This window comes from Pantoea sp. SGAir0418 (assembly GCF_043529865.1).
In genome coordinates this window covers 102,737-129,501 of the sequence record NZ_CP027913.1, presented here as the reverse complement: position 1 = coordinate 129,501, position 26,765 = coordinate 102,737, and the positions used below count along the sequence as shown (strand labels likewise).

22 protein-coding genes, 2 pseudogenes and 1 riboswitch are annotated in these 26,765 nt (G+C 55.7%); of the genes and pseudogenes, 10 read left to right on the top strand and 14 right to left on the bottom strand.

Annotated features, from left to right (window positions below):
- Window positions 1-1,975: 1,975 nt before the first annotated feature.
- The 4 genes and pseudogenes from sopA to C1N84_RS22985 all read left to right on the top strand — a co-directional run bounded on the left by sopA (window position 1,976) and on the right by C1N84_RS22985 (window position 6,799).
- Window positions 1,976-3,142: a plasmid-partitioning protein SopA gene (sopA, locus tag C1N84_RS23000; protein ID WP_058759196.1), complete on the top strand. Its 1,167-nt coding sequence runs from the start codon at window positions 1,976-1,978 to the stop codon at window positions 3,140-3,142.
- On the top strand, window positions 3,142-4,098 hold the full coding sequence (locus tag C1N84_RS22995) for a ParB/RepB/Spo0J family plasmid partition protein (RefSeq protein WP_394541951.1): 957 nt from the start codon (window positions 3,142-3,144) through the stop codon (window positions 4,096-4,098). Before sopA ends, C1N84_RS22995 begins: the two co-directional genes overlap by 1 nt.
- A gap of 1,112 nt (window positions 4,099-5,210) precedes the next feature.
- Window positions 5,211-5,417: pseudogene (locus C1N84_RS22990) on the top strand (AraC family transcriptional regulator); the annotation flags it as partial.
- A 587-nt stretch (window positions 5,418-6,004) separates the two neighbouring features.
- Window positions 6,005-6,799, top strand: a complete 795-nt coding sequence (locus C1N84_RS22985; RefSeq protein WP_394541950.1) for a PD-(D/E)XK nuclease domain-containing protein — start codon at window positions 6,005-6,007, stop codon at window positions 6,797-6,799.
- A 183-nt stretch (window positions 6,800-6,982) separates the two neighbouring features.
- On the opposite strand, the gene C1N84_RS22980 is transcribed toward C1N84_RS22985, so the two are convergent.
- Entirely contained in the window at window positions 6,983-8,053 is a 1,071-nt protein-coding gene (locus tag C1N84_RS22980; RefSeq protein ID WP_394541949.1) for a DNA adenine methylase, read from the bottom strand.
- Between the two features lie 267 nt (window positions 8,054-8,320).
- Complete coding sequence (gene umuC, locus C1N84_RS22975; protein ID WP_394542045.1) at window positions 8,321-9,412, bottom strand: translesion error-prone DNA polymerase V subunit UmuC; 1,092 nt, start codon at window positions 9,410-9,412, stop codon at window positions 8,321-8,323.
- A gap of 20 nt (window positions 9,413-9,432) precedes the next feature.
- Here umuC and C1N84_RS22970 point away from each other — a divergent pair, with 20 nt between their 5' ends.
- From C1N84_RS22970 to C1N84_RS22960, 3 genes are all read left to right on the top strand, one after another.
- On the top strand, window positions 9,433-10,416 hold the full coding sequence (locus C1N84_RS22970) for a tyrosine-type recombinase/integrase (RefSeq protein ID WP_141496964.1): 984 nt from the start codon (window positions 9,433-9,435) through the stop codon (window positions 10,414-10,416).
- 1 nt (window position 10,417) lies between these two features.
- Window positions 10,418-12,535 carry a tyrosine-type recombinase/integrase gene (locus C1N84_RS22965; protein ID WP_141496963.1) on the top strand — a complete coding sequence of 706 codons (2,118 nt, stop codon included), beginning with the start codon at window positions 10,418-10,420 and terminating at the stop codon, window positions 12,533-12,535.
- A gap of 124 nt (window positions 12,536-12,659) precedes the next feature.
- Window positions 12,660-13,061, top strand: a complete 402-nt coding sequence (locus C1N84_RS22960) for a VOC family protein (RefSeq protein WP_145891987.1) — start codon at window positions 12,660-12,662, stop codon at window positions 13,059-13,061.
- Window positions 13,062-13,187: 126 nt separating this feature from the next.
- Here the strand turns inward: C1N84_RS22960 and crcB are convergent, their stop codons facing one another.
- From crcB to C1N84_RS22920, 8 genes are all read right to left on the bottom strand, one after another.
- Entirely contained in the window at window positions 13,188-13,562 is a 375-nt protein-coding gene (gene crcB, locus C1N84_RS22955) for a fluoride efflux transporter CrcB (RefSeq protein WP_181444804.1), read from the bottom strand.
- An 11-nt stretch (window positions 13,563-13,573) separates the two neighbouring features.
- Window positions 13,574-14,275 (bottom strand): 2,3-bisphosphoglycerate-dependent phosphoglycerate mutase, encoded by a 702-nt coding sequence (locus C1N84_RS22950; RefSeq protein ID WP_145891989.1) that lies wholly within the window; start codon window positions 14,273-14,275, stop codon window positions 13,574-13,576.
- A gap of 43 nt (window positions 14,276-14,318) precedes the next feature.
- A complete protein-coding gene (gene eno / locus C1N84_RS22945) occupies window positions 14,319-15,608 on the bottom strand; it encodes a phosphopyruvate hydratase (RefSeq protein ID WP_145891991.1) in 1,290 nt (429 codons plus the stop codon).
- Window positions 15,609-15,623: 15 nt separating this feature from the next.
- Window positions 15,624-16,049 carry a universal stress protein gene (locus tag C1N84_RS22940; protein ID WP_394541948.1) on the bottom strand — a complete coding sequence of 142 codons (426 nt, stop codon included), beginning with the start codon at window positions 16,047-16,049 and terminating at the stop codon, window positions 15,624-15,626.
- Window positions 16,046-16,954, bottom strand: a complete 909-nt coding sequence (locus C1N84_RS22935; protein WP_141496958.1) for a DHHA2 domain-containing protein — start codon at window positions 16,952-16,954, stop codon at window positions 16,046-16,048. Before C1N84_RS22935 ends, C1N84_RS22940 begins: the two co-directional genes overlap by 4 nt.
- Before the next feature lie 78 nt (window positions 16,955-17,032).
- A riboswitch (Fluoride riboswitch) is annotated at window positions 17,033-17,102 on the bottom strand.
- A 49-nt stretch (window positions 17,103-17,151) separates the two neighbouring features.
- Window positions 17,152-17,751, bottom strand: coding sequence for a uracil-DNA glycosylase family protein (locus C1N84_RS22930; protein WP_145891995.1), 600 nt, complete (start codon window positions 17,749-17,751; stop codon window positions 17,152-17,154).
- A complete protein-coding gene (locus C1N84_RS22925) occupies window positions 17,748-18,908 on the bottom strand; it encodes a TDT family transporter (RefSeq protein ID WP_145891997.1) in 1,161 nt (386 codons plus the stop codon). The genes C1N84_RS22930 and C1N84_RS22925 overlap by 4 nt, the downstream gene beginning before the upstream one ends.
- Before the next feature lie 152 nt (window positions 18,909-19,060).
- Window positions 19,061-20,059 carry a YncE family protein gene (locus tag C1N84_RS22920; RefSeq protein WP_141497004.1) on the bottom strand — a complete coding sequence of 333 codons (999 nt, stop codon included), beginning with the start codon at window positions 20,057-20,059 and terminating at the stop codon, window positions 19,061-19,063.
- 289 nt (window positions 20,060-20,348) lie between these two features.
- Here C1N84_RS22920 and C1N84_RS22915 point away from each other — a divergent pair, with 289 nt between their 5' ends.
- A complete protein-coding gene (locus tag C1N84_RS22915) occupies window positions 20,349-21,893 on the top strand; it encodes a methyl-accepting chemotaxis protein (protein ID WP_394541946.1) in 1,545 nt (514 codons plus the stop codon).
- 358 nt (window positions 21,894-22,251) lie between these two features.
- On the opposite strand, the pseudogene C1N84_RS22910 reads toward C1N84_RS22915, so the two are convergent.
- The 3 genes and pseudogenes from C1N84_RS22910 to C1N84_RS22900 all read right to left on the bottom strand — a co-directional run.
- Window positions 22,252-22,503: pseudogene (locus tag C1N84_RS22910) on the bottom strand (DNA polymerase V subunit UmuC); the annotation flags it as partial.
- Window positions 22,504-22,511: 8 nt separating this feature from the next.
- Window positions 22,512-22,961: a translesion error-prone DNA polymerase V autoproteolytic subunit gene (umuD, locus tag C1N84_RS22905; protein WP_021507970.1), complete on the bottom strand. Its 450-nt coding sequence runs from the start codon at window positions 22,959-22,961 to the stop codon at window positions 22,512-22,514.
- Window positions 22,962-23,358: 397 nt separating this feature from the next.
- Complete coding sequence (locus C1N84_RS22900) at window positions 23,359-24,033, bottom strand: SOS response-associated peptidase family protein (RefSeq protein WP_394541945.1); 675 nt, start codon at window positions 24,031-24,033, stop codon at window positions 23,359-23,361.
- Between the two features lie 54 nt (window positions 24,034-24,087).
- Between C1N84_RS22900 and C1N84_RS22895 the strand changes: the two genes are divergently transcribed.
- Complete coding sequence (locus tag C1N84_RS22895; protein ID WP_394541944.1) at window positions 24,088-24,327, top strand: DNA polymerase III subunit theta; 240 nt, start codon at window positions 24,088-24,090, stop codon at window positions 24,325-24,327.
- Window positions 24,328-24,457: 130 nt separating this feature from the next.
- Here C1N84_RS22895 and C1N84_RS22890 read toward each other — a convergent pair whose 3' ends face one another.
- The gene (locus C1N84_RS22890; protein WP_394541943.1) at window positions 24,458-25,216 is read right to left on the bottom strand and encodes a hypothetical protein; all 759 of its coding nucleotides are present in this window, start codon (window positions 25,214-25,216) and stop codon (window positions 24,458-24,460) included.
- Window positions 25,217-25,675: 459 nt separating this feature from the next.
- On the opposite strand from C1N84_RS22890, the gene C1N84_RS22885 reads away from it, so the two are divergent.
- Complete coding sequence (locus tag C1N84_RS22885) at window positions 25,676-26,299, top strand: DNA methyltransferase (protein ID WP_394542043.1); 624 nt, start codon at window positions 25,676-25,678, stop codon at window positions 26,297-26,299.
- The last annotated feature ends 466 nt before the right edge of the window (window positions 26,300-26,765 follow it).

Genomic DNA, 26,765 nt, shown 5'->3' with positions numbered 1-26,765 from the left:
AGCAATTCATGAAAGTAGATACCTTTCTAACGAGCGATCACCCTCGCTGCATGAAAGTAAATACCATTCGGCAAGCATCCCCCTGTTACATGAAAGTAGATACCCTTCGGCAAGCATCCTCACGCTGTTACATGAAAGTAGATTCCTTTTATTCAGGGGAAACCTTCAATTGAGCTGATAAGTTTGTGATTGCTCACTTACTTCGTAGTGCTTATGGGATGGTGTTTTTTTATTTCTGATGCGCGCTTTATCATAAACTGAGTGAATCACCCGCCTTGAGGGATAGGGTGATACAGGGTATCGGGAAAAGGTATTTACTTTCATGTGTGCGTCATCTGAGTGCTTCCCGGACACCCCTTTTCGCTACCCTGCATGAAAGTAGATACCCTTAATGTTCGGCTACACTGTCACCTTTTCCGCTAGGGAAGGGCATTTTCCTCGCTGCTTCTTGAAGATCCTTTCTCCAAGCCATTGCTGGCTTCGAGGCAGGCAAATATTTCACGGTTGGCACCTGTTAAGGTAGCATGTATGCAAAGACCATGGCCTTCCACATGAGCAGCATCCTAAAAAATTTACCAGAATAGTAATCAAAATCGCGGTGTTGACTATCGCGCCAATCGGTACATCAAGAGGCTTATCCTGAACCTAACGTGGCTAAAATGAATCTGCCCATCCCGCTCTCTGAGCTAGGTCCGCCATAGTGAGAGGTAGCTTGTCCGTACGTTCCAGTTCGCGGCAAACTGAACGGCAAAATCCTGAAGCTGGTGACTGTAGATGTGAGTCAGTTTCAAAAGGCTACGCTGGCTCTGCTCGCGTTTAATGAGGGTATCGGCTTCGTCCTTCAAATGGTCCCGGCTGAAAATATGCTCCACCTTGCGCCCCTTACTGTTTATCAGGCTGCGGGTGGATACCAGCTGGGTCGGCTTTGAAGAGCCAGAAGTGCACGAACAGCACGGCTGGCAGGATTAGCTATAGGGAAGAACAGTTCTACTCCATCAGCCCTAATGCTTTCGCAACAATTGCTTCCATCAGTTTTTCTTCTTTTGATTAATCACTTTTAAGGCCTTGGCAGGCTTCTCAGCATCGCCGCGGCCTCAGCGCATTGCCAGCTGAACGATAGGTTCAGCGTTGCGGCAACCACCAGTATAACCCCCCGAGTGTTAATGTCGATTGAGCGCGCGTTTTGTGACGGCCAATGCCTGAATAACATTCACTGGCTGGCGGTGGTACAGCAGTTGCATGATGTAGGAGTGGCGGAACGTGTGCGGCGTGACGGTGCCTGAAAGTAACCACCGGCGTCGTGTGCCCGCTTCAAAACCGCCTTTAACCATTTGCCAGGCTCTCGTCAGTCACCGAACAGTGCGACTTGAGCCGCTTCGGCCGTTCGCTCGCGAGGCACACCTTCACTTGGCGGGCGTAAGCCGGATCGGAGGGCAGCAACAGGCGCACCGCGTCTTTTGGCGGCCGGCCGCGCCGACTTCTTATTTCTTCCGGCAGTATGCGCACGAACGGGCGCGGGTTGTCTATCACAAACCCCTCGGGCGTGAGGGTGCATTCCTAGTTGATGTACCACAGGGTGCTGGTGAGAAGTGGTGGAGCTTGTCGGGCACTTAGCGCTGACGCGCTTTTATAGATTTGCTGGAAGGAAATTGAGCTGTTTATCCGTAAATTTTCACGTAGCAATGTCCGGGGGTTAAGCGCTATTTTCCCGCGCTACGGACCCGAGCGGCGCGTTTGTCAGAATTGGAGTTAGGCCAAGAAATTAAGGAAATAGTAAAAAATTTATCTGGCTTCATAAGGCCGACGGGGCCGTATTAGACGGTATTTGAGCTAAACATGGTTGCCAGCCGGTAGGTTAGCTTCAGCCTAGATACCTCCAGCGTATTGCAACTGGGGTGGTTTGCAAATTAAGTGTTGCTTTGCATCAAATATCAAGATTTAATGTTTATATGCAAAGTTAATAGGGAGAATATTTGTGGGACTGATGAATACACTCGATCAGTGCATTGCCGCCGGACATGAGATGACCCGCGCAATTGCCGTAGCGCAGTTTAATGATGACAGCCCGGAGGCGCGCAAAATTACCCGCAGATGGCGCGTCGGTGAAGCCGCCGATCTTATCGGTGTATCACCGCAGGCCATACGCGACGCGGAAAAGGCCGGACGCCTCCCCTACCCTGACCTTGAGATGCGCGGCCGCGTGGAGCAGCGCGTAGGCTATACCATTGAACAGATCAATCATATGAGGGATGTATTCGGGACCCGCCTGCGCAGACCCGATGAAAGCATCCCTCCTGTGATTGCTGTTGCGGCCCACAAAGGCGGAGTCTACAAGACTTCTGTGTCAGTGCATCTGGCACAGGACCTAGCGCTCAAGGGGCTGCGCGTGTTGTTGGTTGAAGGCAATGATCCACAGGGCACGGCCTCCATGTATCACGGCTGGGTTCCTGACCTGCACATCCATGCCGAAGACACGCTTCTGCCTTTCTACTTAGGCGAACGTGACGATGCCTTTTACGCCATCCGACCGACCTGCTGGCCCGGCCTGGACATAATTCCGTCCTGCCTGGCGCTGCACCGTATTGAAACTGAGCTCATGGGCTGCTACGACGAGGGTAAACTGCCCACCGAGCCGCATATGATGCTCCGCCTCGCCATCGAGTCAGTGGCTCAGGATTATGACGTGGTGGTGATCGACAGTGCGCCCAACCTCGGCATTGGTACTATCAACGTGGTGTGCGCGGCGGACGTGCTGATAGTGCCGACGCCGGCGGAACTGTTTGATTATACCTCTGCCCTGCAGTTCTTTGACATGCTCCGCGACCTGCTGAAGAATGTTGATCTGCAAGGATTCGAGCCCGACGTTCGAATCCTGCTCACCAAATACAGTAACAATAATGGATCGCAGTCGCCCTGGATGGAAGAACAAATTCGCGACGCTTGGGGCAGCATGGTATTGAAAAATGTGGTGCGCGAAACCGATGAGGTTGGTAAAGGACAAATAAGAATGCGTACTGTGTTTGAGCAAGCCATTGACCAGCGATCTTCAACTGGCGCGTGGCGCAACGCACTGGCGATCTGGGAGCCCGTTTGCAATGAAATCTTTGACCGTCTGATCAAGCCTCGCTGGGAGATCCGCTGATGAAACGTGCACCTATTATTCCAAAGTCGTCGCCCTCCTCCGCGGCCACCATTCCTGCCGCCGCGCCTGCCGCACCAATGGTAGATTCACTAATCGCACGCGTCGGCGCCATGGCCAAGGGGAATACAATCGTCCTTCCAGTATGCGGCCGTGATGTGAAGTTCACGCTTGAAACCGTGCCCGCCGGACAGGTGGAAAAGACCACCCGCGTCTGGGCCGGCAACGAACGCGTTCAAGCGTTTCTAACCGAAGACGCCCTTGATGATCTGATCCCTTCCTTCTTACTAAACGGACAGCAGACCCCGGCGTTTGGTCGGCTGGTGAAGGAAGGGATTGAAGTGGCGGACGGCAGCCGCCGCCGCATGACAGCGATCCTGACCTCGTCTGAATATCGCGTTCTGGTTGGTAACCTAGATGATGAGCAGATGAATGCTCTGTGCAAGCTCGGCAATGATTACCGGCCGACCAGCGCGTACGAAAGAGGTAAACGCTATTCGCTGCGGCTGGAAAAAGAGTTTGCGAACAACATCTCCGCGCTGGCTGACGCGGAAGGCATATCGCGAAAAATCATTACGCGCTGCGTTAATACCTCCAAGCTGCCTCAAGAAGTGATCTCGCTTTTTTTACATCCGGGTGAACTCTCCGCTCGCGCGGGAGAACAGCTGTACCGGGCGTCTGAAGGTAAAGATGCACTGCTTGCTGAAAAAACACAGTCCCTATTAGCGGGCAGAAAGAATGGTCTGCTCTACGATGCAGATGATATCTTACAGGAGCTCACCGCAGCGTTGACGAAAGACACCTCTCCTGCCCGTGTGTCCGCTGAAAAGAAACAGCTTGGTCCGGGGGCGACCGCGCAGTATAAGGGCAAAAAAGTTCTTTTCACTTTGGACAGAACTAAGGTTCCTGAAGAGCTTATCGTACAGCTTGAAGAGTTACTGACCCGCCGCCGCACGTAAACTCAGACTGGGACCATGGTCCCAGTCTACTGTTTCTATCTGTTTTAGTACAAACTTCGGCAATGCTAATAAACATTTGAGCCCATTCCGTTACCATTTCGTATGAGAGTCTGTCTTTGGGCTCAGTTTTTACCTTTCAGCCGTCATCATTTTTAAGACACGAACAGTGCACATGCGCGACTGAAGTTCAGCATTTGTCTACACCGCCACATAACCTTCTTCAAATCATGAATCCGTATTTTCAGTTTTTACTAGTACCTTATCTCCACTAGCGTTCTTAGACTTAAAACTGATTGGGACCGCGGTCCCAGCCCTGTTTAAAATTATTGGTTATAAGCCGTGCAGCGTATGGCGGCACATCTACTCAAAAACCATGTGCTGTGGAGCGCATGACGTTGTCTTTAAAAGTGTGGTTTCGCCCGGTCGCTAAGCTGGGACCATGGTCCCACCTGGTTCTGACGTCTTTTTTATATTTCAGCCGGATTAATGCCCGTCTAACAGTTACGCTCCAATACACAACCATTAAGTACATTTATATCTAAGACGCATGAACTGGCTACACCGGTACTTCCAACCGGTTAAGACCTAGGACCATGGTCCCAGCCCTATTTAATGGCGCTTTTAATTGACAGTTCACCGTCAGGATTGTGTACTGAACCATGACTCTCGCATTGTCTGGATATGAAAAGTCCAACGCAAACACCTGGTTTCTTACAGTCGTATGACTGGGACCATGGTCCCGGTTCAATGTGATTTCACTCCTCATCATGAGTAATCTCTAGATGCTGAGCGAAACCAGCATCTTTATTATGCCCGAATAGTTACCCTGTGCCCTCTGAACGGCGGCTTCGCATTTACTATATTGGGCTGCGTTCAGCAGCAGAGCCGGTAGCATAATTGCAAGAGGTGATTGAATGGATGTTAAACCGGCCATGGTCCCGATACTCCGTGTCATCTTCCAAAAGCATACGACTGGTTTCAGCATGTATGGCAAGAATCTTGTTGCAGCATATCGCGTTAAGTAAACTAACTGATTGGGACCATGGTCCCAGCTCATCGAATAGGAGTCGACAACTATCAGCCATCTTTAATCGGCATACGGGTATGCCGCCCCTGCCCTGCAATACCACATGTAGCTTCGCCTTAATCACCCTCGTGACTTATTTCGTAGAAACGTTCATGGTTTTTGTGCGGCAATAATGCTGGGTTTTTACGATCAGAGTCATTTCATTAATGCCTTTCGCAAAGTAATGGGGCGATGCCCCCATTACAATGCTTCGCAGGTCTGCTCAGGCCACCATAAATTCTTGGTACCCTGACACAATGACATAGAGCGCAAAATAGCTGCAGATAAGTACCGAGGCGATGTAAGAATATTCGTGAGAAGCGGGCCCATAAATAAGAATTTAACATCCAAGCCCGGCTTAGGGAAACGAGCAGGCATGCTGGCTTTTCATCAATGCGAAAGTTTGACTGAACTTAACCTGGTCCGGCGGTTTTATATACTTGTATTAAGTAATTCAGTCCTCATAATCCTTGTATATGAAGCGCTTAGTGAATTACATGCGGTTTACGTATGTATTTCATTATCCCCTTCAACAAGCGGACATCGCTACAAAGTCAATAACTCTGATCTGATCGACGGCATCGCTGGACATTATTTCCGAATGAGTTTCTTCATCCGAACGAAACAGCACGATTTGCGCTCAGCAGTAGCGGGGCAGGGGGCTGCGGGAGAAATCGACATGTGGTGTGCCGGTCAGCTGCTGAAGGCACGACAAGTTCATTGTCTACATACGCGGGGGTGGACAATGGACAGAATAACCTGACTGTCCAATATGAGGGAAAAGCAGGTGCATGGTAGAATTCGAGCATTCACTCAATCAGCACGACAGATGGCACTCTAATGCAGAATACCTTAGCCGAACGGTTTGACTTACTCGAAAATGATTACAGAGACTTATTAGCAACCAAATCGCTACAGTTCAGTTCTATGCTGAACGCAAATAAAATGTATGTGGATTCCGCCAAGTACAGAACATGGATCGGACGGGTTAAAAAATTACTGGAAGACAGCTATGGAAAGGAATCAGATTTTTATAAAGATTTTATCAAGGCGCAGAAAGGGTTTTACGCTTCAAACCACGACATTCTCACCACCCAATTAAAACCGGCCTTCGACGCCGCTAAAGCTGACCTGGTCTATGCCATTTCCCTTAATTCAAGTCCAGCATATAAAGCAACTGACAGATTAGAACTGATTATCAACGTGCTTGAAAGGTTTCCTGCATTTTGCCGTCAGTTGAAAAAGCGACATAACGAAAGAGAAACCATTGAGGTGAACGACGAGTATGACGTTCAGGATCTGGTTCAGGCGCTTCTAACGCTACACTTCGACGATGTCAGACCGGAAGAGGCTTCTCCGAGCTATGCTGGCTCGTCCTCCAGGCAGGACTTTTTGCTTAAGAAAGAAAAGATAGTAATCGAGGTTAAGAAAACGCGTAAAGCTCTGGGGGCAGGAAAAATCGGAGAAGAATTGATCATCGATATGGCCCGTTACCGCGCCCACCCGGACTGTGAAACGCTGATCTGTTTTGTTTATGACCCGGATGGCTGGATAAATAACCCAAAAGGATTGATCGCCGATCTGGAAGCGGGAGATAAAGAAGGCAAGACCAGAGTGGTAATAGCTCAGTTCTGAGGCTCACCGTTACATCTGGACAGAATCACCTGAACGTCTAGGCTGGTGCAGGGATGGCGTAACGGGGGAGGATTCGCCTGCAGTAATTCTGATGGTCGCGCAGTTACAGATGCAAGACTGCCAGCACTGGACATAATTACGTTTTCTGTCCAGGCTGACGCGGGCGTGAGTAACGGCACTTGTTTATTGGTTGGGTTCCTTTTCAGTGTGCTGGAACAACGATGCATAATAACGGGTGATGTGCTCCCGGCTTATTCCCGTCATACGTGATACCGCAACCTTGCTCACTTTTTTCTTCATTCGTTTAAGGCTATAGATAGCCTCTTTAATTGAAACTTCAGATTGCTCACGGCGTTGTCGGTGAACCCGCAAGGCCGCCTTCTGGCGGTTACTCAAGCTGGGGTCAGATTCTATATCATGAGAAGGTGGTAAGGTATTTCTGTTCAGACAGTTAGGCGAGATCCACAGGCATTCTGTCCGGGCCGCCCGCGTTTTACTGGTTGAGGCAAAAGTCACTATCTCGACCCGTTTCCAGCCTGCATTTTCCAGTGGAGAATATACCTCAGAGCGATAGCCTGAAAGTACACACATCCCCTGAAGGGAAAGCATCTGTGTAACCATATCGTGGTGATCCTGCTCAGTCATTTCTTTCTCATAACTTCCGTTGACGCGAGTTTCTGGCACGTAGGGAGGATCAAGATAGAAAAGAGTATTTTCCCTGTCGTAGCGAGGAAGAAGCTCACGCCAACACAGATTTTCAACCTGTACTTTTCGCATACGCGCCTGCACCTCTGGCAGACGCTCAATTCCTGCATGAAATTTTCGGACGCTGGCGCTATATCCGCCCGCAGGCGCATCCACGCAATAAGACCATTGTTTAGCCAGACCCCCGTGTGACTGTCGTTGCACAACGATCATAAATCGAGCAAGCTCGATTTCATCAGTTTCTGTTTCTATCACAGTGCGGGCAAACTGAAACCCTTCCCGACTGTAGGGGGTGAGTTCCAGTCGGCGCACTAATTCGCGGGTTTTCTCTTTATCAGAGAGTACCCGGAACAGGGACGCCATTTTTTTATTGAGGTCGTTATACACCTCTACTTTCGACGGGCGCTTACCAAGCAGAACAGCACCACTACCGCCGAATACATCAACGAATGTCTGGTGCGGCGGAAAATGCTTAAGAATGTCTTTTACAAGACGGCTTTTACTGCCGAACCAGGTGACTGGTGGCGCTACGGGAGTGTGTTTTTTCATAGTGCTTAACCATATATCACATTGTTTTATAATGTGTGATATATGATTGAGTGTCAACGAAAGTTAATCTGCAAGATGAATTGCATAGCATGTGCGGTTAGGGGCGAAAATGAAATTATCAAGAAGGTCTGCCAGCAGTGCAGCGAGCGCACCAGTGTATAGAGCGCAAAATATTCCAACAGATTTCAGGCTGCCCGTGCAACTGCAGGTGTCGTAATGCTAGCAATGGACATAATCCCGACTATGATAGAAATATAGGAGGATTGGTTATAATACGCGGGCAACTGGAATGTCATCCCAGCGCGTGGTCCATGCCGGCGAAAGCATCTCGCGTTTCATCTGCCACTCATTGCTGACACCCTGACGGGCAAACCACATGTGCCCCAGCCCGGACTGATTAATGCCGTCCAGCACCTTCATCAGCTGCGCGCTGTTTGCCCGTGGCTTATCCTCATCAAAAAGGTTCAGCTGACTGACGCCGTTAGGTGTGAAGTCATCGAGCATTATGCCGGCCTTCATGTAGCGCCGCCCGTCAAGCCAGATGCGGTCAAGCGATCGCATCGCCACCCCGATCACGTCCCGCGTATCCTGCGTGGGTATGGTGAGGTTCTCGCCGGCGCTGTTGCCGTAAAAGACTTCTCCCTGCGCATGCGGCGAGGTCCGGATAAAAACGCTGATGCGCCGGCAGAACTGACGCTCTTTTCTCAGTTTCTCCGCCGCCCGGGTAGCGTACTGACACAGCGCCTCCTGCATGGACACTTTTGTCGTAATACGTTCCCCAAAGGAGCGGCTGCAGACGATCTGCTGTTTCGCCGGCGCAAACTCCTCAAGAGGAGTGCACGATTCGCCGTTGAGCTCGCGCACGGTGCGCTCAAGCACCACGCTGAAGTTCTTTCGGATGAGGGCAGGGTGCGCGCGCGCCAGCTGAAGGGCGTTTTCAATGCCCATCAGGTTGAGTCTTTTTCCGATGCGCCGGCCAACCCCCCATATATCCGCCACGGGCTGGTTTTCCAGCAGCGTTGCAGTACGTTTCGGATTGCCCGGCGTCAGCGCCAGCACCCCGCGGAACTGAGGCCACTCCTTGCCGGCCCATTGCGCAGATTTTGCCAGAGTTTTTGTCGGCCCCATGCCCACGCCGATAGTCAGGCCGGTCGTGGCCAGCACGTGCGCACGGAGGCGCCGGCCGAAATGCTCAAAGTCCTCACAGCGATCAATTCCAGTCAGGTCCAGGAACATTTCGTCAATGGAATACTGCTCTACTCGGGGTGTGATCTCCTCCAGGGCGGTCATCACGCGCTGCGACATACAGTAAGTTATGTGGAATGCAACATTGAGTGAGTAAACTTTGAGCAGCGATATTGCTGTCAGAGGAGAACACGATGCTGATTCCACCGGATGAACATGCTCTGTTACTGGTAGAGCGCTGGCTGAAGCTTTTATCAGATCTTGGCAGGGCTCAGGCCACACTCTCAGCCTACCGTAATGCCTTAAACCATTATTTTTCGTTCTGCAGTCAGAACGGAATTAAACCTGATAAGGCCCGGTTTGAAGATCTGGCCGCCTACATCAGCCCTCAGTTACCCGGAATGTCGTTCCCCGTGGCCAGCGCCACGCTTCAGCTGCGCCTGTCGGCAATCCGTCTCTGGTATGACTTTCTGATGTACCAGGATCTCTGTCTGATAAATCCGCTGCCCCGCTCCGGCACGCCCGGCACGCTGAGTTCTGGCAGGGGCTTGGTCCCCCGCGTCGTGAAGCTGCCACGGATCCCTGACGATGCACAGTGGCAGTCTTTTCTTTTTCATGCGGCCTCGTCCCCGCTGCGTGACCGCCTGATGCTGGCACTAACCTACTACGGTGCGCTGCGGCGATCTGAAATTACCTCCCTGAGTCTCGAAGACCTCGACTTTGCACACCGGCTTATCCGTATCCGGGCAGAAACCACGAAGAGCCGGCGGGAGCGTATCGTCTGTTACAGCCCGGCCGTTGCACCCGTGCTGGCGGCCCACCTTATGCAGATGAAGCGGGCAGGAATCATCAGAGGTGCCCTGTTTCGTTCTGAGTCGGATCGTAATCAGGGCGCACCGCTCTCATTCTGGACCTGGAGCAAAACGGTACGGGAATGGGCACTGATTTCAGGGCTACCGGATATCTCAACCCATACCTTCCGCCACCTGCGCCTCACACATCTGGCGCGCGCAGGCTGGAAGCTGCACGAGCTGGCTACCTATGCGGGACACCGCGACCTGGCCACTACCCAGATTTACATCCACCTTTCCGGGCGGGATCTCGCCGCCAGGATGGCGGGCGCGATAGAAACGGCAGATCTCAGAATGGCGAACCTCATTTTCAGCGCGGAGAAATAGCATGAGCACTCAAAGACCGATTGAATGCAACTGGCGTCCGTTCGACATGACTGCATACCGGCTTGAAACGTCACTGAGTTCCGCTGAACAGGTGGCGCTGGCCAGCTCTCACAGCCGGTCCGGTATGTCACGCATGGATCCCGTACCAGACCTTATCAGACCGCTGGCGGATATTGCCGCCGCAAGCGGATGCGGCAGAAAAATCACCAGACTTGTAATAACCAGATTGCTGCGTGAAATGCATGTAACCGGCATACCCTGCTGGTGCTGGTCGCAGGAACGCTGGCAGACACTCTGCCGGGAAGTCCGTGATGGCCGGCCGTTAATAGCCGCTTTTGCCTGGCATCTTGCTGATTTGCATGACCCGCTCAGCCTGCCCGATATCCGGAAACCCGCCCTGTATGCCTCAGCTATCTTTGGCCAGGCTTTTTATCACCAGGAGCTGCAACGACTTACCGATACGCTGACGTCGCTGGGATATGCCCCTGCCAGCCAGAAAAATCATGTCTCTGGCATACTGGCCACGCTGATGATCGTGAACAGGGATCCCCGGCTTGAGTCATTTACGCCGGAACTGCTCTGGCAGGTCCAGTCCGGCATGGAGGCAGGGACTTCCCGCTATGTCGGTCGCGTTTCACATGCGCTCGCCGCGCTGGGCATTATCAGCACCCCAATGAGGATGCGAAACTACACGCAGTGGTATGAAAAGCCGGTGGAAGGCATCGATCCGGCCTGGGTACACTGGTGCCGTCGCTGGCGGGAAACGTCGGTGCTCAGGCCCCGCTCCTGCGAAAGCCTGTACAGTTTTATTCTGCGATGCGGCCTCTGGCTGGCAGAAGCGCATCCGGAGGTAAGAGAACCGGCTGACTGGACGATGGAAACCTGCGCCAGCTTTATCGCGGCGGTAGGCCGGATGAATGTGGATGATCTTCAGCTGGGCACTGAAAGGGGCATCCGCAAATCGGTGCGCTCCGGCGAGCCCATGATGCCGCATTCCAGGGCGAATTTTATCTATTCATTGCGCCGTTTTATGATTGATTACGAAAACTGGGGCTGGGGACGCCTGCGTTTCAGCCCTGCCCGTCATCTCTCCACGCCCGATACGCCCCTTTTCCGCCGTGGGGTCAATCCCCGGGTGATCGACGATCCGGTCTGGCTGAAGCTCATCTGGGCCAGCCTCAATCTGCGTCAGGAAGACCTGCTCACTGAAATACACTATCCGCTGGCCATGCTGCAGGCGATGGCCGTTATCTGGACCCATGCAGGGCTGCGGAAAAACGAGTTGCTCCGTCTGACGACAGGATGCATCACGCCGCAGGCGGATGAAATAGTGAAGGAGGACGGCAGCATTATCCCGGCCGGAACGCTGTGCTACCTGCATATCCCTGCCGGAAAAACCTCAAAAGCCTTTGTTAAGCCGGTAGCAGCCGTGGTGAAAAAATACGTCGATCTCTGGCTGGATGAGCGCCCGGCAGAACAGGCAATGTTGGCCGACGATCGGACGGGTGAGAAAGTCCGGCTTCTGTTTCAGTACCGCGGTAAGCCTGCCGGCAGCGCTATCCTCAACCGCACGGTAATACCGATGCTCTGCGCGAGGGCGGGCGTGCCCTCAGAAGACAGCGGCGGAATGATAACCAGCCACCGGGGACGGGCCTCAGCGGTGACGGCACTGGCCAGCGTCCCACAGGGCATGTCGCTGTATGAACTGATGCAGTGGACCGGGCATTCAACGCCCCAGTCCACCATGCATTATATTCGTATCCGTCCGACTCAGCTGGCCGCCTCGTTCGCCAAAGCAGACAGGGTCGCTCACATGATAAGCGTGCTGATTGATCACGACCCTGACGCCGCCAGCCTGACAGGCCCCGCGACGTACTATGATTTGGGTGACTCATACTGCACAAATCCCTTCTGGAGCAGCTGTCAGCACCGGATGGCCTGCATCGGCTGCGATTTCAACCTGCTTAAAGACAGCGCGCGCGGGCTGATACTGGAGAGTAAAGCATCCATCCGGCGTTACCTCGAAGAGGTTCCGCTCACTCCCGATGAGAGAGCCATACTGGAGCAGGATGCTGAAAAGGTTGGGCATGCTCTCACAAGACCGGGGCCACAATCCTGACGGATCAGATGCCTACAATGTCCGGCCTGAGGGTATCGGTGCAGAATCAGTACAGACGACCGAACGTCGTATTGATATAAATTTGATTATAGTGGGCGTGATGCCGTAACTGATGGAGCAGCAGATGAGAAAACAGAAGCGATGTATGGGGTATGTGGCTGTCGTTGTAGATGACTACGATCGTGCAATTGAGTACTACACCGATAAGCTGGGCTTTACCCTGATTGAGGACACGCCGCAGCCGGGTAAGCGCTGGGTCGTCGTGACGCCGGCCCCTGACAGCGACTGTGCTATTCTTCTTGCCCGCGCGTCGAATGACCGGCAGGAAGGCTTTATCGGCAACCAGTGCGGCGGGCGGGTTTTTCTGTTTCTGCAGACCGACGACTTCTGGCGCGATTACAATGCTATGAAGGCAAAAGGCGTCCACTTCTGTCAGGAGCCGCGGGAGGAAGAATACGGAATGGTTGTCGTGTTTGAGGACCTCTATGGTAATCGCTGGGACCTTTACCAGAACAGGCAGACCTGAAACTCTGTCTCGACAGTGTCCCGGATTTAGGGGAAGCATTACAGGCGTAAACCCTGTCGGGTCAGACCTCAGTGCAGCGGTCGCTGCACTGAGGTATCCCCTGGATTAAAGGCCGTACGGTCCGGGTTAACCACACAGCGTCATGATATAAAATCCGGCCGCCGTCATGACCAGCGAACCCAGCACGTGTATCAGCACCGAGGCGGCTGCCCAGGCATAGCTGCCGGACTGCAGCAGGGCAAAAACCTCAGCTGAAAATGTGGAGAAGGTCGTCATTCCGCCACACAGCCCGGTGGTAATGAGCAGCCGCCAGGCCGGATCGAGGCCGGGATGGCGCAGAAAATACGCCAGCGCCGCCCCGATGATAAATCCACCCAGCAGGTTGACCAGCAGCGTCCCCGGCGGCAGGTCCGGAAAAAGCGCGTTCAGGCGTGCGCCCAGCTGCCAGCGGATTACACACCCTAAAGCACCGCCGGTGATGACGGCAAAAAGCTGATTCACGTTCACTCCTGTTATTTTTTTATATTCAGAGCATCACGGGACACGACCTGTGCGGCCGCATCCATCTGGTATACCGCCGGCACGCCGGTCGGGATATGCAGCTGTGCCACGCTGTCGTGGGGCATGCCGTCCAGAAAGGCGGTCAGGGCGCGCAGCGTGTTGCCGTGCGCCACGATCAGAACGGTACTTCCGCAGCGCAGCTGTGGCACCACAACGTGGTGCCAGTACGGCATGACGCGACGCAGGGTCATTTCCAGGCTTTCCGTTGCAGGCAGGTCGGCCAGCGCAACGCGGCGGTAGCGCGGGTCCCGACGCAGCTGAGCCGGCGCCTCCGTGTCCGCGGGAGGAATACCGCTGAAGCTTTTGCGCCAGAGCCGGACGGTCTCTGCGCCCATCAGCCGGGCAGCCGCGTCCTTGTTCAGCCCCTGCAGCGCACCGTAGTGCCGCTCGTTCAGCCGCCAGTTTTTTTCCACGGGCGTCCAGCTGCGGTCAATACGGTCCAGCACCCGCCAGACCGTATGAACACAGCGCGTCATCACCGAGGTGAAGACCCGGTCGGGCATCAGGCCCGCTGCCCGCAGCGCGTCACCGGCCCGGTCGGCCTCCTGCCGCCCCCGGTCCGTCAGCGGCACGTCCGTCCATCCGGTAAATCGGTTTTCCCGGTTCCACTGGCTTTCGCCGTGGCGCAGGAGGATCAGCGTTGCTGGTGCCACAGGCAGTGCTCCCGTGCCGGGCGCGGACCGTCCGGCGGATGCTTTACGTGCGGCGCACAAACGCATGAAGCCCCGCGTAGTGCGCATCGTCACCCAGCGCCTGCTCGATGCGCATCAGCTGGTTGTACTTTTCCACGCGTTCGCCGCGGCACGGCGCGCCGGTTTTCAGGTGTCCCGCGCGCAGTGCCACCGTCAGGTCGGCAAGGAACGTGTCCGTGGTTTCCCCGCTGCGGTGGGACATGAACGCGCCCCAGCCGTGCCGCTGGCAGAGCGCCACGGCGTCCAGCGTTTCGCTGAGCGAGCCTATCTGATTGAGCTTAATCAGCGCGGCGCTGGCGAGGTTTTCGTCTATGCCGCGCTGAATGTACTTCACGTTGGTGACAAAAAGGTCGTCGCCAACCAGCTCGGCCCGGCCCGCGAGCTGCTGGTGCAGATGCTTCCAGCCCGCCCAGTCGTCCTCGGCCAGGCCGTCTTCCAGCAGGATGACCGGAAACTGGTCCATCAGCTCGCCGTAGTACGCCGTCATTTCCGCCGCGCTCAGCGCGCTGCCCTCGGTGCGCAGATGATACTGACCGTCAGCGTAAAACTCACTTGAGGCGGGGTCCATGCAGATGCTGATGTCCTCTCCGGGCCGGTATCCCGCCTTCTCAATCGCCTGTACGATAAACGCCAGCGGGTCGCGGTTCGACGACACGGCGGGCGCAAAGCCGCCTTCGTCTCCCACTGCCGCCGAGAGGTTTTTGTCCAGCAGGATCTGGCGCAGCGCCTGATAGACCTCGCTGCCCTGACGTACGGCCTCGCGCAGCGTGGGCGCGCCGTGCGGGGCTATCATAAACTCCTGGAAGTCCGCGCCCTGACCGCGGGCGTGCACGCCGCCGTTGATGATGTTCATGCACGGCACGGGCAGCAGGTTCGCCTGCAGGCCCCCCAGGTAGCGCCACAGCGGCTCGTGCGAGGCCTGAGCCGCCAGCCGGGCCACCGCCAGCGACACGCCCAGAATGGCATTGGCACCCAGGCGACTCTTGTTCTCCGTGCCGTCCAGCGCCAGCATGATGTTGTCCAGCTGACGCTGCTCGCGCACGTCGCTGCCGCGCACGGCCTGGCAGATTTCCGTATTAACCGCCCTGACGGCATCCAGAACGCCTTTGCCGCCAAAACGGTGTGCGTCACCGTCGCGGCGCTCTGCGGCCTCGCGCGACCCGGTGCTGGCCCCGGAAGGCACCGAGGCGCGCGCCATCATCCCGTCCGCGGTCCGGGCTTCGACTTCAACCGTGGGGTTGCCGCGCGAGTCAAGAATTTCCCGGGCGGTCACGTTATCCAGTGTAAAACGCATGGTATTTCTCCCGGTTCAGTCAGTCAGGTGAGTGATAAGCACATCCACCGTAAGGTGGTTGATGTAGTCCGCCGAGTGGGAGGTGAGCATGCCCATAAAGCGGTTGCGGTGCCCGGCAAGCACGAGGTCCACGCCCAGCTCCGCGATGCACTTCTCCACGTCCTCAAAACGGCGCATGGTGACCAGCTCCCGCGTATCGACCTCCTCAGGCACGGAGGCCGCCAGCTCGCTCAGAAACGCCTTGGCTTTAACCACCTCGTCCGACACGACGTCGTCCATCAGGCTGTCGGACACATAGTTCATCTCCCTGTAATCGTCGCTGATGTGGGCCAGGGTGATTTTCATGCCGAGCGGCTGCGCCAGCGAAACCGCGCGCTTCAGCAGGAGGGTGCCGTCGTCTTTATCGTTCACAAGAATCAGTGCGTGGGTGTAGCAGGTCATAATGAACTCCCGTTCTGGTTAAGGCGGGACTCAAGCCACGGCAGAAGCTGCTTTTTGCGGCTGAGCATGCCCGGTACGGAGCAGGAGGCCGCGTTAACGCTCTCCCGCCCGGCGAAGTAAAGCGTTGAAAACCCGGCGCGAATGTCGGTCAGCATCAGCACCGCCAGGCCAGCTCCCGACTGGTCTGCCAGATACGCCAGGGCTGCGAGCAGGTCGTCCATCACGGGGGCAACCTGTGTCGGTGAGCTGACTTCAATCTGGGCAATACGCACGTCGGTGCCGGCAATGACGAAGGCCTTGAGGTCCCTGTCCAGCAGCTGCTGTGCGCTGAGGCCGGTGACGTCTGTTTTGGCGGTGAGAAGGTCACGGGCGAAGGCCCTGCGGTTTACGCCGGACAGCACGCCCAGTTCGGTGGCCGAACGGATATCGTCTTCGGTGGTGGTCGGCGAGCGAAGATTCACGGTGTCACTGAGGAGTGCGCCCAGCAGAAGCACGGCGAGCGTCGGGGGCAGCGTGCGGCGCGCTTCCGCGTCCATCAGCAGCCAGAGCAGCGTGGCGCTGCTGCCAACCGGACGAATATGTACTTCCGGCGGCAGTTGCGTTATCAGCCCACCCAGCCGGTGGTGGTCAGTGATGCCCACGACGTTGCTCCGGAGCAGGTCATCAGGCCCCTGCGCCGGTTCGGTGAAATCAACCAGCCAGACCCGTTCATCCTGCAGCGGAAATGCGAGCAGCGGCGGCAGCGTAAGGCCGGCGGCGTTAAATATAAAACGGGTTTCGCGGTTAGCCTCGCCGAGACGCCATGCACGGGCGTCCATGCCGCGCCCGGTCAGCCAGTGCGCGGTGACGACGGCCGTGCAGATGGCGTCGCTGTCAGGATTGATGTGGCCAAAAACGTGTATCAAGGGTCTCTCCCCATAAAGGGAAGTACGCAGGCCGGGAAGAAAGTATGGACGGCCTGACGCACCTCCTGAAAATCAAGAGTCACATCAGGCGTCATCAGCTCCGGAACGGAGCGGTTGGGAAAGGTGGAACGCCATCACCCTGTACTCTGAGTATAGAACCAGACGGAAAACCTGTCAGTATTATTCTGCTGGCGCCCTCAGCCCGCCAGCGCAGCGCGTGCCTCGCGGAGCACCCGGCGGATGTTTTCCGGCACCGCCGGACTCGTGCAGAGCGACAGCGGGCTGGGATGCGGCATCACCAGCACCGTGACGCCGGGGCGCAGGTGACTGACCGTCCCGCGGGACTGCGCCGCTACGGCACCGGCCAGCACCACCACGCGCAGCGCGGGCAGATGCGCCAGCACGTCCTCAAGCCAGGCGCAGCCGGTACGGATATCCACCGCTGAGGGCCGTTTCTGCGGCCCGTCGCTGACCCAGGGCACCGTATTCCACAGCACGCTGTCCTGACGCGCAATGCCCGCTTCCGCCAGAAACCGCCCCAGATTCTGCTGGGCCGGCCCCGGGTTATCACGCGACACGAACCGGGGTGACGGGCTGCTGCGCGCCGGTGACTGCAGCAGCACGAGCAGCCCGGCCCCGGCCCCACCGTCGGCCGGATCAAACCACGGCACCTCCACACCGGCCTGATTCTGCCCGCTGACCCAGCGATTCAGCGCGGCCACGTGCGGCGCGGTGACCGCCGCGAGGCGTTCCTCGCGTAAAAACGGGTCCAGCAGCGACGTGCAGGTTTCACTCACGGCTTCCGGTCCAGGCCTGCCAGGCAGGGGGAAACAAAGAGTTTACCGCTCCATGCACCGCGCACCGTCTTCACTGCGACCAGCAGCCACATGGCGGCCAACATGACAACAAGAAGCGCCCCGAAGCCTTTAAAGAACGCCAGTTCAACGAGTGTAGACAGCTTCAGCGTGGCCACGGTGTACACGCCCAGCGGGAAGGTAAATCCCCACCATCCCAGGTTGAACGGAATGCCTTCACGGAAGTATCGCACGGTTATCAGCGTGGCCAGCAGCATCCACCACAGGCCGCAGCCCCAGAAGAGAATGCCGGCAACGAACCCCACGCCCTGCGCGATGTGACCGATTTCCGGCATACCCGCCGCGGCAAACACCCCGGGCGCATCGCCACCGATGACCAGCATGCCGAGCGAGCCGGTGCCAATCGGCCCCAGCGCCAGCCAGCTTGAGGCCGCCATACTCTCGTGTGGCAGCTTGTGCAGCGCCATACGCAGCAGAAGGATGGCAAGGATGCTCAGCGCCACCGGCACAGAGTACGCCCACAACACGTAGCTGGTAATAATGATGCCGAGCTGCGCGTGGGTGTCGGCAATGTGCGGCGCCAGCAGGCCGCCGCTGACCGCCGCGACCTCGGCAGCCACAACCGGCAGTAACCAGACGGCCGTCATCTGGTCAATGCTGTGCTGCTGCCGGGTAAACATCATGTAGGGAATACACACGCCGCACAGCAGCGACATCGCCACGTCCAGCCACCACAGGGCGTGTGCCACCGGAATAACGTCTGCGCCCCAGCGGGGAAGACCGAACGCCAGCAGCCCGTTGATGATGGTCGCCATGCCCATCGGGATGGTGCCAAAGAACATGGACACCGTTGAATGGCCAAAGATGCGCTTTGCCTCACCGAAGTACATCACCCAGCGCGCCAGATACATCACGGCAAAGACGCTGAACAGCAGGATGTTAAACATCCAGAGCCCCTCGGCGACGAGGCGTAATCCCGGAACCGGCCAGGGGAACTGCGCCAGAGACAGCGACAGGATACCGGTCCCCATGGTCGCGGCGAACCAGTTAGGCGTGAACTGACGTATAGCCTCTTTCGGGCTGCTCAGCGCGCTCAGCGGGCGCGCTCCGTTATGCAGGGTAAATATTTTATCGTTCATGCCGGGATCTCCTGTGTAAACAGAGACAGTATAGGCATGCAGACGTAAATCTTTAAAACAGGTTATTCAGCTAAAATAAATCTGTAAAAGTGGTTTACCATCCCCCACTCTGCAAAGGACTATTACAGCACCGGAGTGAGGGAGGGACTGAATCAGGCCTTCGGCGGGCTTTTAATCGTGGCCGTGACGCGGTTCTGTTTCAGGTCAACCACCGAAATACTGAGGTCTTTATTCAGCACCCACGCGCGGGCACCGTCTTTACTGAAAACGATGGCCTGACGGGGCGCATCCAGTCCGGTAACGGTGGCGACCACCTTACCGGCCGCGGTATCAATAACGGAGAGGCTGTTGTCACCCAGGTTGCCGCTGTAAACATAGCGGTTATCCGGTGTCAGCGCGGCACCGTAAGGGTCCTGCCCCACGGGAATGGTTGACGTAATGGCGCGCTTCTGCGTGTCAACCACGGCGATGGTGTTGCTCCCGCTGTTAGCCGCGTAAAGCGTGCGGCCGTCGGCGCTGACAGAAATGGCGCGCAGCTTGCTGAAGCCGGTTATCTCGCCGCGAATCTCGCCCGTTACGGCGTCAACGAGGGTGATTTTATCGCCCTTAAAGTTGGTGACGTAGACGGTTTTGCCGTCCGGGCTGATTTTGATGCCCTGACGGGGCTGAGCAAAACCCGTCACGACCGAAACGGGCCGGTTGTGGGTCAGGTCATACACCGAAAGTGTGCTGGCGGCTTCGTTATTCACATACAGGCGCTGACCGTCACGGCTGATAGCTGTGCCGAATGCCCCGGGACCCAGCGGCAGCGAGGTCTCCACGTCAAGCGTCCCGGTACTGATTTTTCTGACCACGCCCAGACTGCTGTCAGAAAGAAATATGGCCTTACCGTCCGGAGTAAAAAGCGCATTACGGGGGGTGACGTATCCCTTCAGCACCTTCCTGACCTTACCGGTGGCAAGGTCGTAGACCACCACGTCAGGGCGCTCACTGTAGGACGCCACCGCCGTTTTTTCATCGGGACTGACAGCAAGAGAATTGTTGTGGATATCGCCATCAAACGTCCAGCGCGCCTCTGCGGCACCGGCGAGGGTGCTGATGAGAAGAAGCGCCACCGCGGTCAGTCCCGGGATCCTGTATTTTTTTATCATCATTTTTCCTGCATAGGGGTGGTAAGGGATAAGACTCATTGCCCGCTTAAGGGCTTCAGAAGAAGCGTGGCAGATAAACCCCGCTCAGGGAAATCGATTTTCCGGCTATGCCTTACCAGCCACCATAACCGTAAGAACGGCATAGTTTTTAATGAACATAAAAAGCCTGATGATTCAGAAGTATGGTGCATAACTATCTGCTCCCTCCCCCCGACCCGCTTCATCAGACCTGTCCTGACGCCCACTTCTGCCGATACTTCCCCTGTCACTTAACACTCAGGGCTACCCAATGAAAATATCAACCCGTCTGGCCGCAGGTTTTGGCCTGCTTATTCTGCTGTTCATCTTCTGCACCGGACTTTCGTTAAAGGCGCTTTCCGGCGCCCGCGAAGGAATGGATGACGTGATTAATGTCAAAATGAAAAAATATCAGATCGTTCTGGACATGCGGGGCGCATTACGCGACATGGCCATTGCGGCCCGAAATCTGGCCCTGCTGTCCGATCCGAAAGCCATGCAGCCCGAGTGGGAGCGCCTTGAGGCACAGAAAACCTTATATATACGCAGCCGGGAAGCACTGGAGTCCATGCTGGCAGATGACGCCTCATCCGCAGGACGCGCTGCCTTCACCATAGTCCGTGAAAATGAAGCCGCCGTTCTGTCAGGTCTGGAACAGGCCGGTCAGTTCGGACTGCAGAACCGTCCACAGGAAGCCACAGCGTATCTGATGAATACGGTCAGGCCGGTGCAACGTACTCTTCTGGATAATCTGAATGAAATGACGAATATCCAGATGCACAGCAGCCAGGACGCCGTTCGTGATAACAGTCGTAACGTGAGCCGGGCCTCTCTTACGCTGATCATTCTGGCCGTAATCTCGGTTATCGTTTCCATTTTTACGGGTGTCATTATCGTCCGCGTGCTGATGCGGCAGCTGGGTGGTGAACCTCAGCAGGCACAGGTACTGGCGGCCGCCATTGCAGCAGGTGACCTGACATCACCGGTGCCACTTCGCCGCAATGATAAAACAAGTCTGCTGGCATCGCTCGCCCGCATGCAGAGTCAGCTGCGCGGTTTGGTATCAAAGATCAAAGAAACCGCATCCGGTGTGGCGCTGGCGGCAGACGAGATCGCTCAGGGAAATACAGAGCTTTCATCACGCACTGAGCAACAGGCGGCTGCATTGCAGGAAACGGCCGCCAGCATGGAACAACTCACGGCAACAGTGAAAAGTAATACGGCCGGCGCACAGCAGACGGCAGCTTCAGCGCGAGAAACGGCGGTGCTCGCGCGATCAGGAGAGACAGATGTCCGCCGCATGTCAGAAACCATGAATGACATATCCCTGAGTGCTAAAAAGATCCGCGACATTACCGGTGTCATCGAGGGCATTGCCTTTCAGACCAACATTCTTGCACTGAATGCAGCTGTTGAAGCCGCCCGGGCAGGCGAGGATGGCAGAGGATTTGCTGTTGTTGCCGGTGAGGTTCGTACACTTGCACAGCGAAGTGCAACTGCAGCAAAAGAAATAAAGTCGCTTATTGAGCAGGCTGTAGAACAGGTTGAAAGTGGTGTGAGCGTGGCATCAGGTACCGGACAGAGCATACTCAATATTGTGGGTATGGTCGGGGAACTGGCGGAATCAATGGACATTATTTCGCTGGCATCCTCTGAGCAGATGCAGGGTATCTCGCAGGTCAGCATTGCGGTCAGTCAGATGGACGGTGTCACGCAGAATAACGCTGCTCTCGTCGAGGAGTCGTCATCGGCCTCCCGATCGCTTTCTGAACAGGCGCACTCCCTTCGTGGCATGGTCGAGACGTTTCGGGTCTGACGTAAGAATCAACTGAACTGACTCTCCACTTACAAGCCCTTCAACTACAAAATGAAGGGCTTGCTCCGGTCACGAGGACTATAGTGCAATGATGAAATTCCAGGTTCTCTTCAGAGCGCCTGACGGGCGCGCTCAAAGTGGTCTTCCCACTTCCAGATGTATGCTGGACGGAAAACACAGTCTGTCATTCATTTAATCCATGAGCACATTTCCATACCTTTCGACACTCCCCATCAGAAAAAACGCGAAACTCCAACGATAAGCGCCCCGCCATTAAACAGCCTTTCGTGCCACTTATCCGATTGATTGTCTCGTCCCGATATCAACTTTCGAGAATAATTTGCTAATTATTTGTACAAATTGCATTCCACATAATATGGTACAGCGCATAGTTTGAGCTGAACACATGCACGCGCTCGGCAAAATCCTGCCCCTTTATCTGAAACCACGGGACGCCCATTTTTATGCCGAGTTTTTTGGCGCCGGCGCTGCGTGCGATGACGCAGCCGTCGTTGTTACTCAGCACGACCACCGGCCTGCCGCGCAGGTCAGGGCGGAACAGCGCCTCACAGCTGGCGTAAAAGGAGTTGACGTCGGCCAGACCAAACATGGGCATGATCACCTCCGGCGGGCACGGGTGCTGTTAAAGAACCAGGTCACGACGCCGAGCAGTTGCAGCTCCTCCGGGTAGATCACCGGGTAGGCCGGATTCATGGGCAGCAGCGCGAGCCTGGGCTGCAGCTGCAGGCGCTTGACCGTAAACTCGCCGTTGACCTCGGCAATCACGATATCGCCGTGAGCGGCTTCCTCGGCCCGGTCAACCACCATGACATCGCCGTCACAAAGGCCCAGATCACGCATGCTGTTGCCGCTGGCGCGCACGAAGAAAGTCGAGGCGCGCCGGCGGATGCAGAGCTCGTTCAGATCGAGTTCTTTCTCGACGTAATCCTGCGCGGGGGAGGGGAAGCCGGCGGCACACGGATCGGCATAAAGGGGTACCCTGACCCTCGGCGTAAAAATGGGTGGCCAGAGCAGCGTCAGGCCGGCGGTATAGCTGCCCGGGTTCATGATCTGATGCCCCGGCCATGCTGCAGTGTGACTGCGAAAGTGCTGAGTAAATCGCGCATATAATTCCTCCTGTTATTTTACTGTTTATATATACAGTATTATTGAGGAGGAATTATCTGGCAAGAGGGAGCGAAACGGGTTGGCGCCGAAGCAAAGCCATCTGACTGACCCGCCGGGAAATTTTTATAAGGGTCAGCCTGGCTGATGCTGAGCGACGCCACTATGCTCAGGTCAGGGCCGGCAGACGTGGAGAGGCGTTTCCGGTTATACCTTTGCAGCCCGTCACTCAGTGGACGGGCTGCTTTTATGGCACTGCAGTATCTGTTTCTGATCAGGTTCCGTCAGTTCTCAGCATATGCCGGCAGCGGCGAAGCTGAATCTTCGCGATGACCGGCGATCAGCCTGCATCAGATTCACGAATAAGCTCCGCCCCCTGGTTATGAATGTTGCCCACCTTTGTGGCCACCGGATGCCAGGCAAAGGCGGACTCAGGTAGCGCGCTGTCCCGCGCAATATCCGCGGCGCGCTCCGGCGAGGTATCTTGACTCAGCCACTCCCGTACCGCGTCTGCAGTCAGCACCAGTGGACGGCGGTCGTGTATATCAACCATGCCCTGATTGCTGGCTGCGGTGACGATAACGAAGCCTTCGCGCCCGTGCTCACGGTCGAAGGGCGGCTTCCCGATAGCTGCAAAAAACAGCGGCTGCCTGTCACGGTGGTAAATGAAATAGGGCTGTTTTCCGGCACCGCTTTTTTGCCACTCAAACCAGCCATCTGCCGGCACGACGGCCCGTCCGTGTTCCCATAGCGGTTTAAACATGCGCCCTGACGCAGCGGTTTCACCGCGGGCGTTAATGAGCGGCGCCTTATCCCACCACTCCGGACCATAGCCCCAGTAGACAGGCTCGAACGCCAGACCCCCGTCGCGTTCACTGAGCAACAGGACCTTTGTGCCCGGCGCCACGTTGTACCGCCCGATAGGCTCCGGGTCGCGGGTTAATTCTTCCGGGCCAATGCCAAGCACTTCAAAATAATCATCCCTGCTGCTGTATTGCGCAAATCGGCCACACATAATCACCTCCTGCTAATGAGCATAGGCGGTATACTGCTGTCCGGAAGGAACAACATGTCTTATAACCTTGCAGCACGGTCGCGGGAAGAACGCGACAGAGTTAACGTGGATTTAGCCGCGTCTGGCGTGGCCTGGAAAGAACGAATGAACCTGCCGGTGATCCCCGGCGAAGAGGAGCGGCAGCAGCCTGAAGAAATGCGTGGATACTTCCGGAAGCGCCTGGCGTTTTACCGGAATGAAGCGCTGAAATTGTCGTGCGGCACTGACCCTACCTATCAGAAGGCAACAGAGTGATAGTGTATCATTTAAGCGATCTGTGTGCTTGCAATCAGCGCTCTGTGAAAATCAAAGGGGAGCAGGTCTGTAGCTGGTCTCATCAACCTTTGCAGTATCATTCTTGATGATTAGCGAACCGGTAAAGTGGCTAGGTACAATCATCTTTTTTCGGAGTCGGGACTTTCAAATTTGGGCCCAGCCACTTAGCGATTAGCCAGTCATGCTGAAGGTGCCCATCTTTGGAAAAAAAATCTTCACCCTTTGACAGTTCGAATTTGAAGGAATGTTTATCACTGTCTTGGCCAGTAAAAAAGTTGGCAACAACTTCAGTATGGGCACCATAATAGTTTTCAAAAATCGTATTTAGATAGTCAACATAAAATGTTTCATGGATTCCAACGAGATCGCCTGGGAATACATGTATCTGATCTGCAGGAAGGAGATCCATGAGGTTGTGCAAATTTTCAAGTCGGATTGCACCGCCTATTTCGATTTCTACGGTGTCGCCGGCTCTAATAGTCAGTGGAGTGTTTGCGTTAGGATCTGCACCAAATACGCATTTTCCTTGTGAGCCAGCTTGGCCTTTCCCTGAATACCTACCGCCCACTATGTCTGCATCGGCGCTAACTAACATAAGCGGCTCTTTGCCATAGTTCCTGACAGTGAGAATAAGAAAAACATCATCGACGGAATATCTCACTAATGGAGATATTCTGAATGGTTGAAGGCGAGCATTGATTACTCTGAGCGGTTCAGGATGGAAGAGATTAGCTATCGTGCCCCAGCTATCATGGATGGCGTTAATGCCAGTTGCTATCGCAACGGTAACTACTGCGCTTGGAACAACATATTTGATCCACTTTGTCTTAAAAAAAGAAAGTAGCTTAGTAGCAAAAGTATTACACAAAGATATTTTCCTTAACGCTCATGCATAAATATCATCTCTACATTGTCTCATACCCGCTAAAAAACCAAAAATTGTAATCACCCTGATTTCTGACGAACCAAAATCAGGAATCAGAACCTTTAAGGCAAACCTGATAACAGCCTCTGATTTACTCCCCGTTGATCCACTCAGATTGATGACGTCGCTTCGCTCCATGCTTATGCCGTCTCCCGTTTCCCGTCCTGCGGCTGGCAAACGGCGGGCGCAAAGCGCCGTGCCCTCACGGTAGCAGGGCGGCCTGGCAAACAAGAGAAGCTGTCGCCGGCCCGCTTACCCGTTCCCCGCCGTGGGCGGGACATTCAGTACGCTCTGGCGGCGCGTGCCGCTTGCGTGTCTGCCCCTGTTTGCTCAGCTGGTCGCCCGGCTTTGTGGAGGGCACGGCACCAGAGGGGAGCCCCTTTCATCTACAGGAGCACAGCAATTTCACGATTCATGCACGGCGACAGCGTACAGGTTATGGGCGGCTTTCCGAACCTAAGCATTGATTTCATTCTCACCGATCCGCCGTACCTGGTCGGCTTTAAAGACCGGCCCGGGCGCACCATTGCTAATGAAGTAAACAGCTACTGGGTGCTATCGGCGAGACGGGAAATGTACCGGGTGCTGAAAGATAACAGCCTGGCGGTCAGTTTCTACGGCTGGAACCGCGTGGACATGTTCATGCAGGCCTGGAAGGAAGCGGGTTTCCTCGTTGTCGGTCACCTGGTTTTCACGAAGCCCCAAGCCTCAAAGTCGGCGTTTGTCGGCTATCAGTATGAAAGTCCCCACCTGCTGGCGAAGGCGCGCCCGCTGCTGCCGGCAAAACCGCTGCCGGACGTGATGCCATGGGAATACACCGGCAACCGCCACCACCTGACCGAGAAGCCGCTCAGCATCCTGCAGCCGCTGATTGAAACCTTTACCCAGCCGGACGCCATTGTGCTGGATCCGTTCACCGGCAGCGGTTCGACCTGTGTGGCCGCCCAGGAATGCGGGCGCCGCTGTCGCAGTACCACGCCGCCGCCCTGCGCCGCCTTTACGCCCAGCGCAGCGCGCGCCGGCTGATCACTACTGAGAAGAAAAACGTGAATACGCATACCCCTGATAACGAGTTAGCCGACGAGGTGGCAGGCTCTAAGAATCGCTGTATGAGTTTCATTTGCGGCTGCGCGACATGACAGCGCGCCACCTCTGGCACCGTGCCAGTCTGGAGCAGAGAATGACCGGCTTACTTATTGAGTGAATCGACAACGACTTAGTGGAACTTTACCGGCGCGCGGCGCAAATCCGGAAACACTATCGCCAGGTTGGTTAATAAATAACCACACAGCAAAAGCCCTGCCGGCACGTGACGGGGCTTCATTTATCCACAGGGTTACGGCGCTAATATGCACGCTGGCTGTGGATAGGTCTGAGAGGAAAAGGACGTTGCTGCGCGCCGCTTTCATGCCGCCTGCGGCGGGGGGAGGAAACCGTGCGGTCTGCGGCCGGTGCCGTGACTTCGCTTTAGCACGGACGCTGCGTGTTCAAG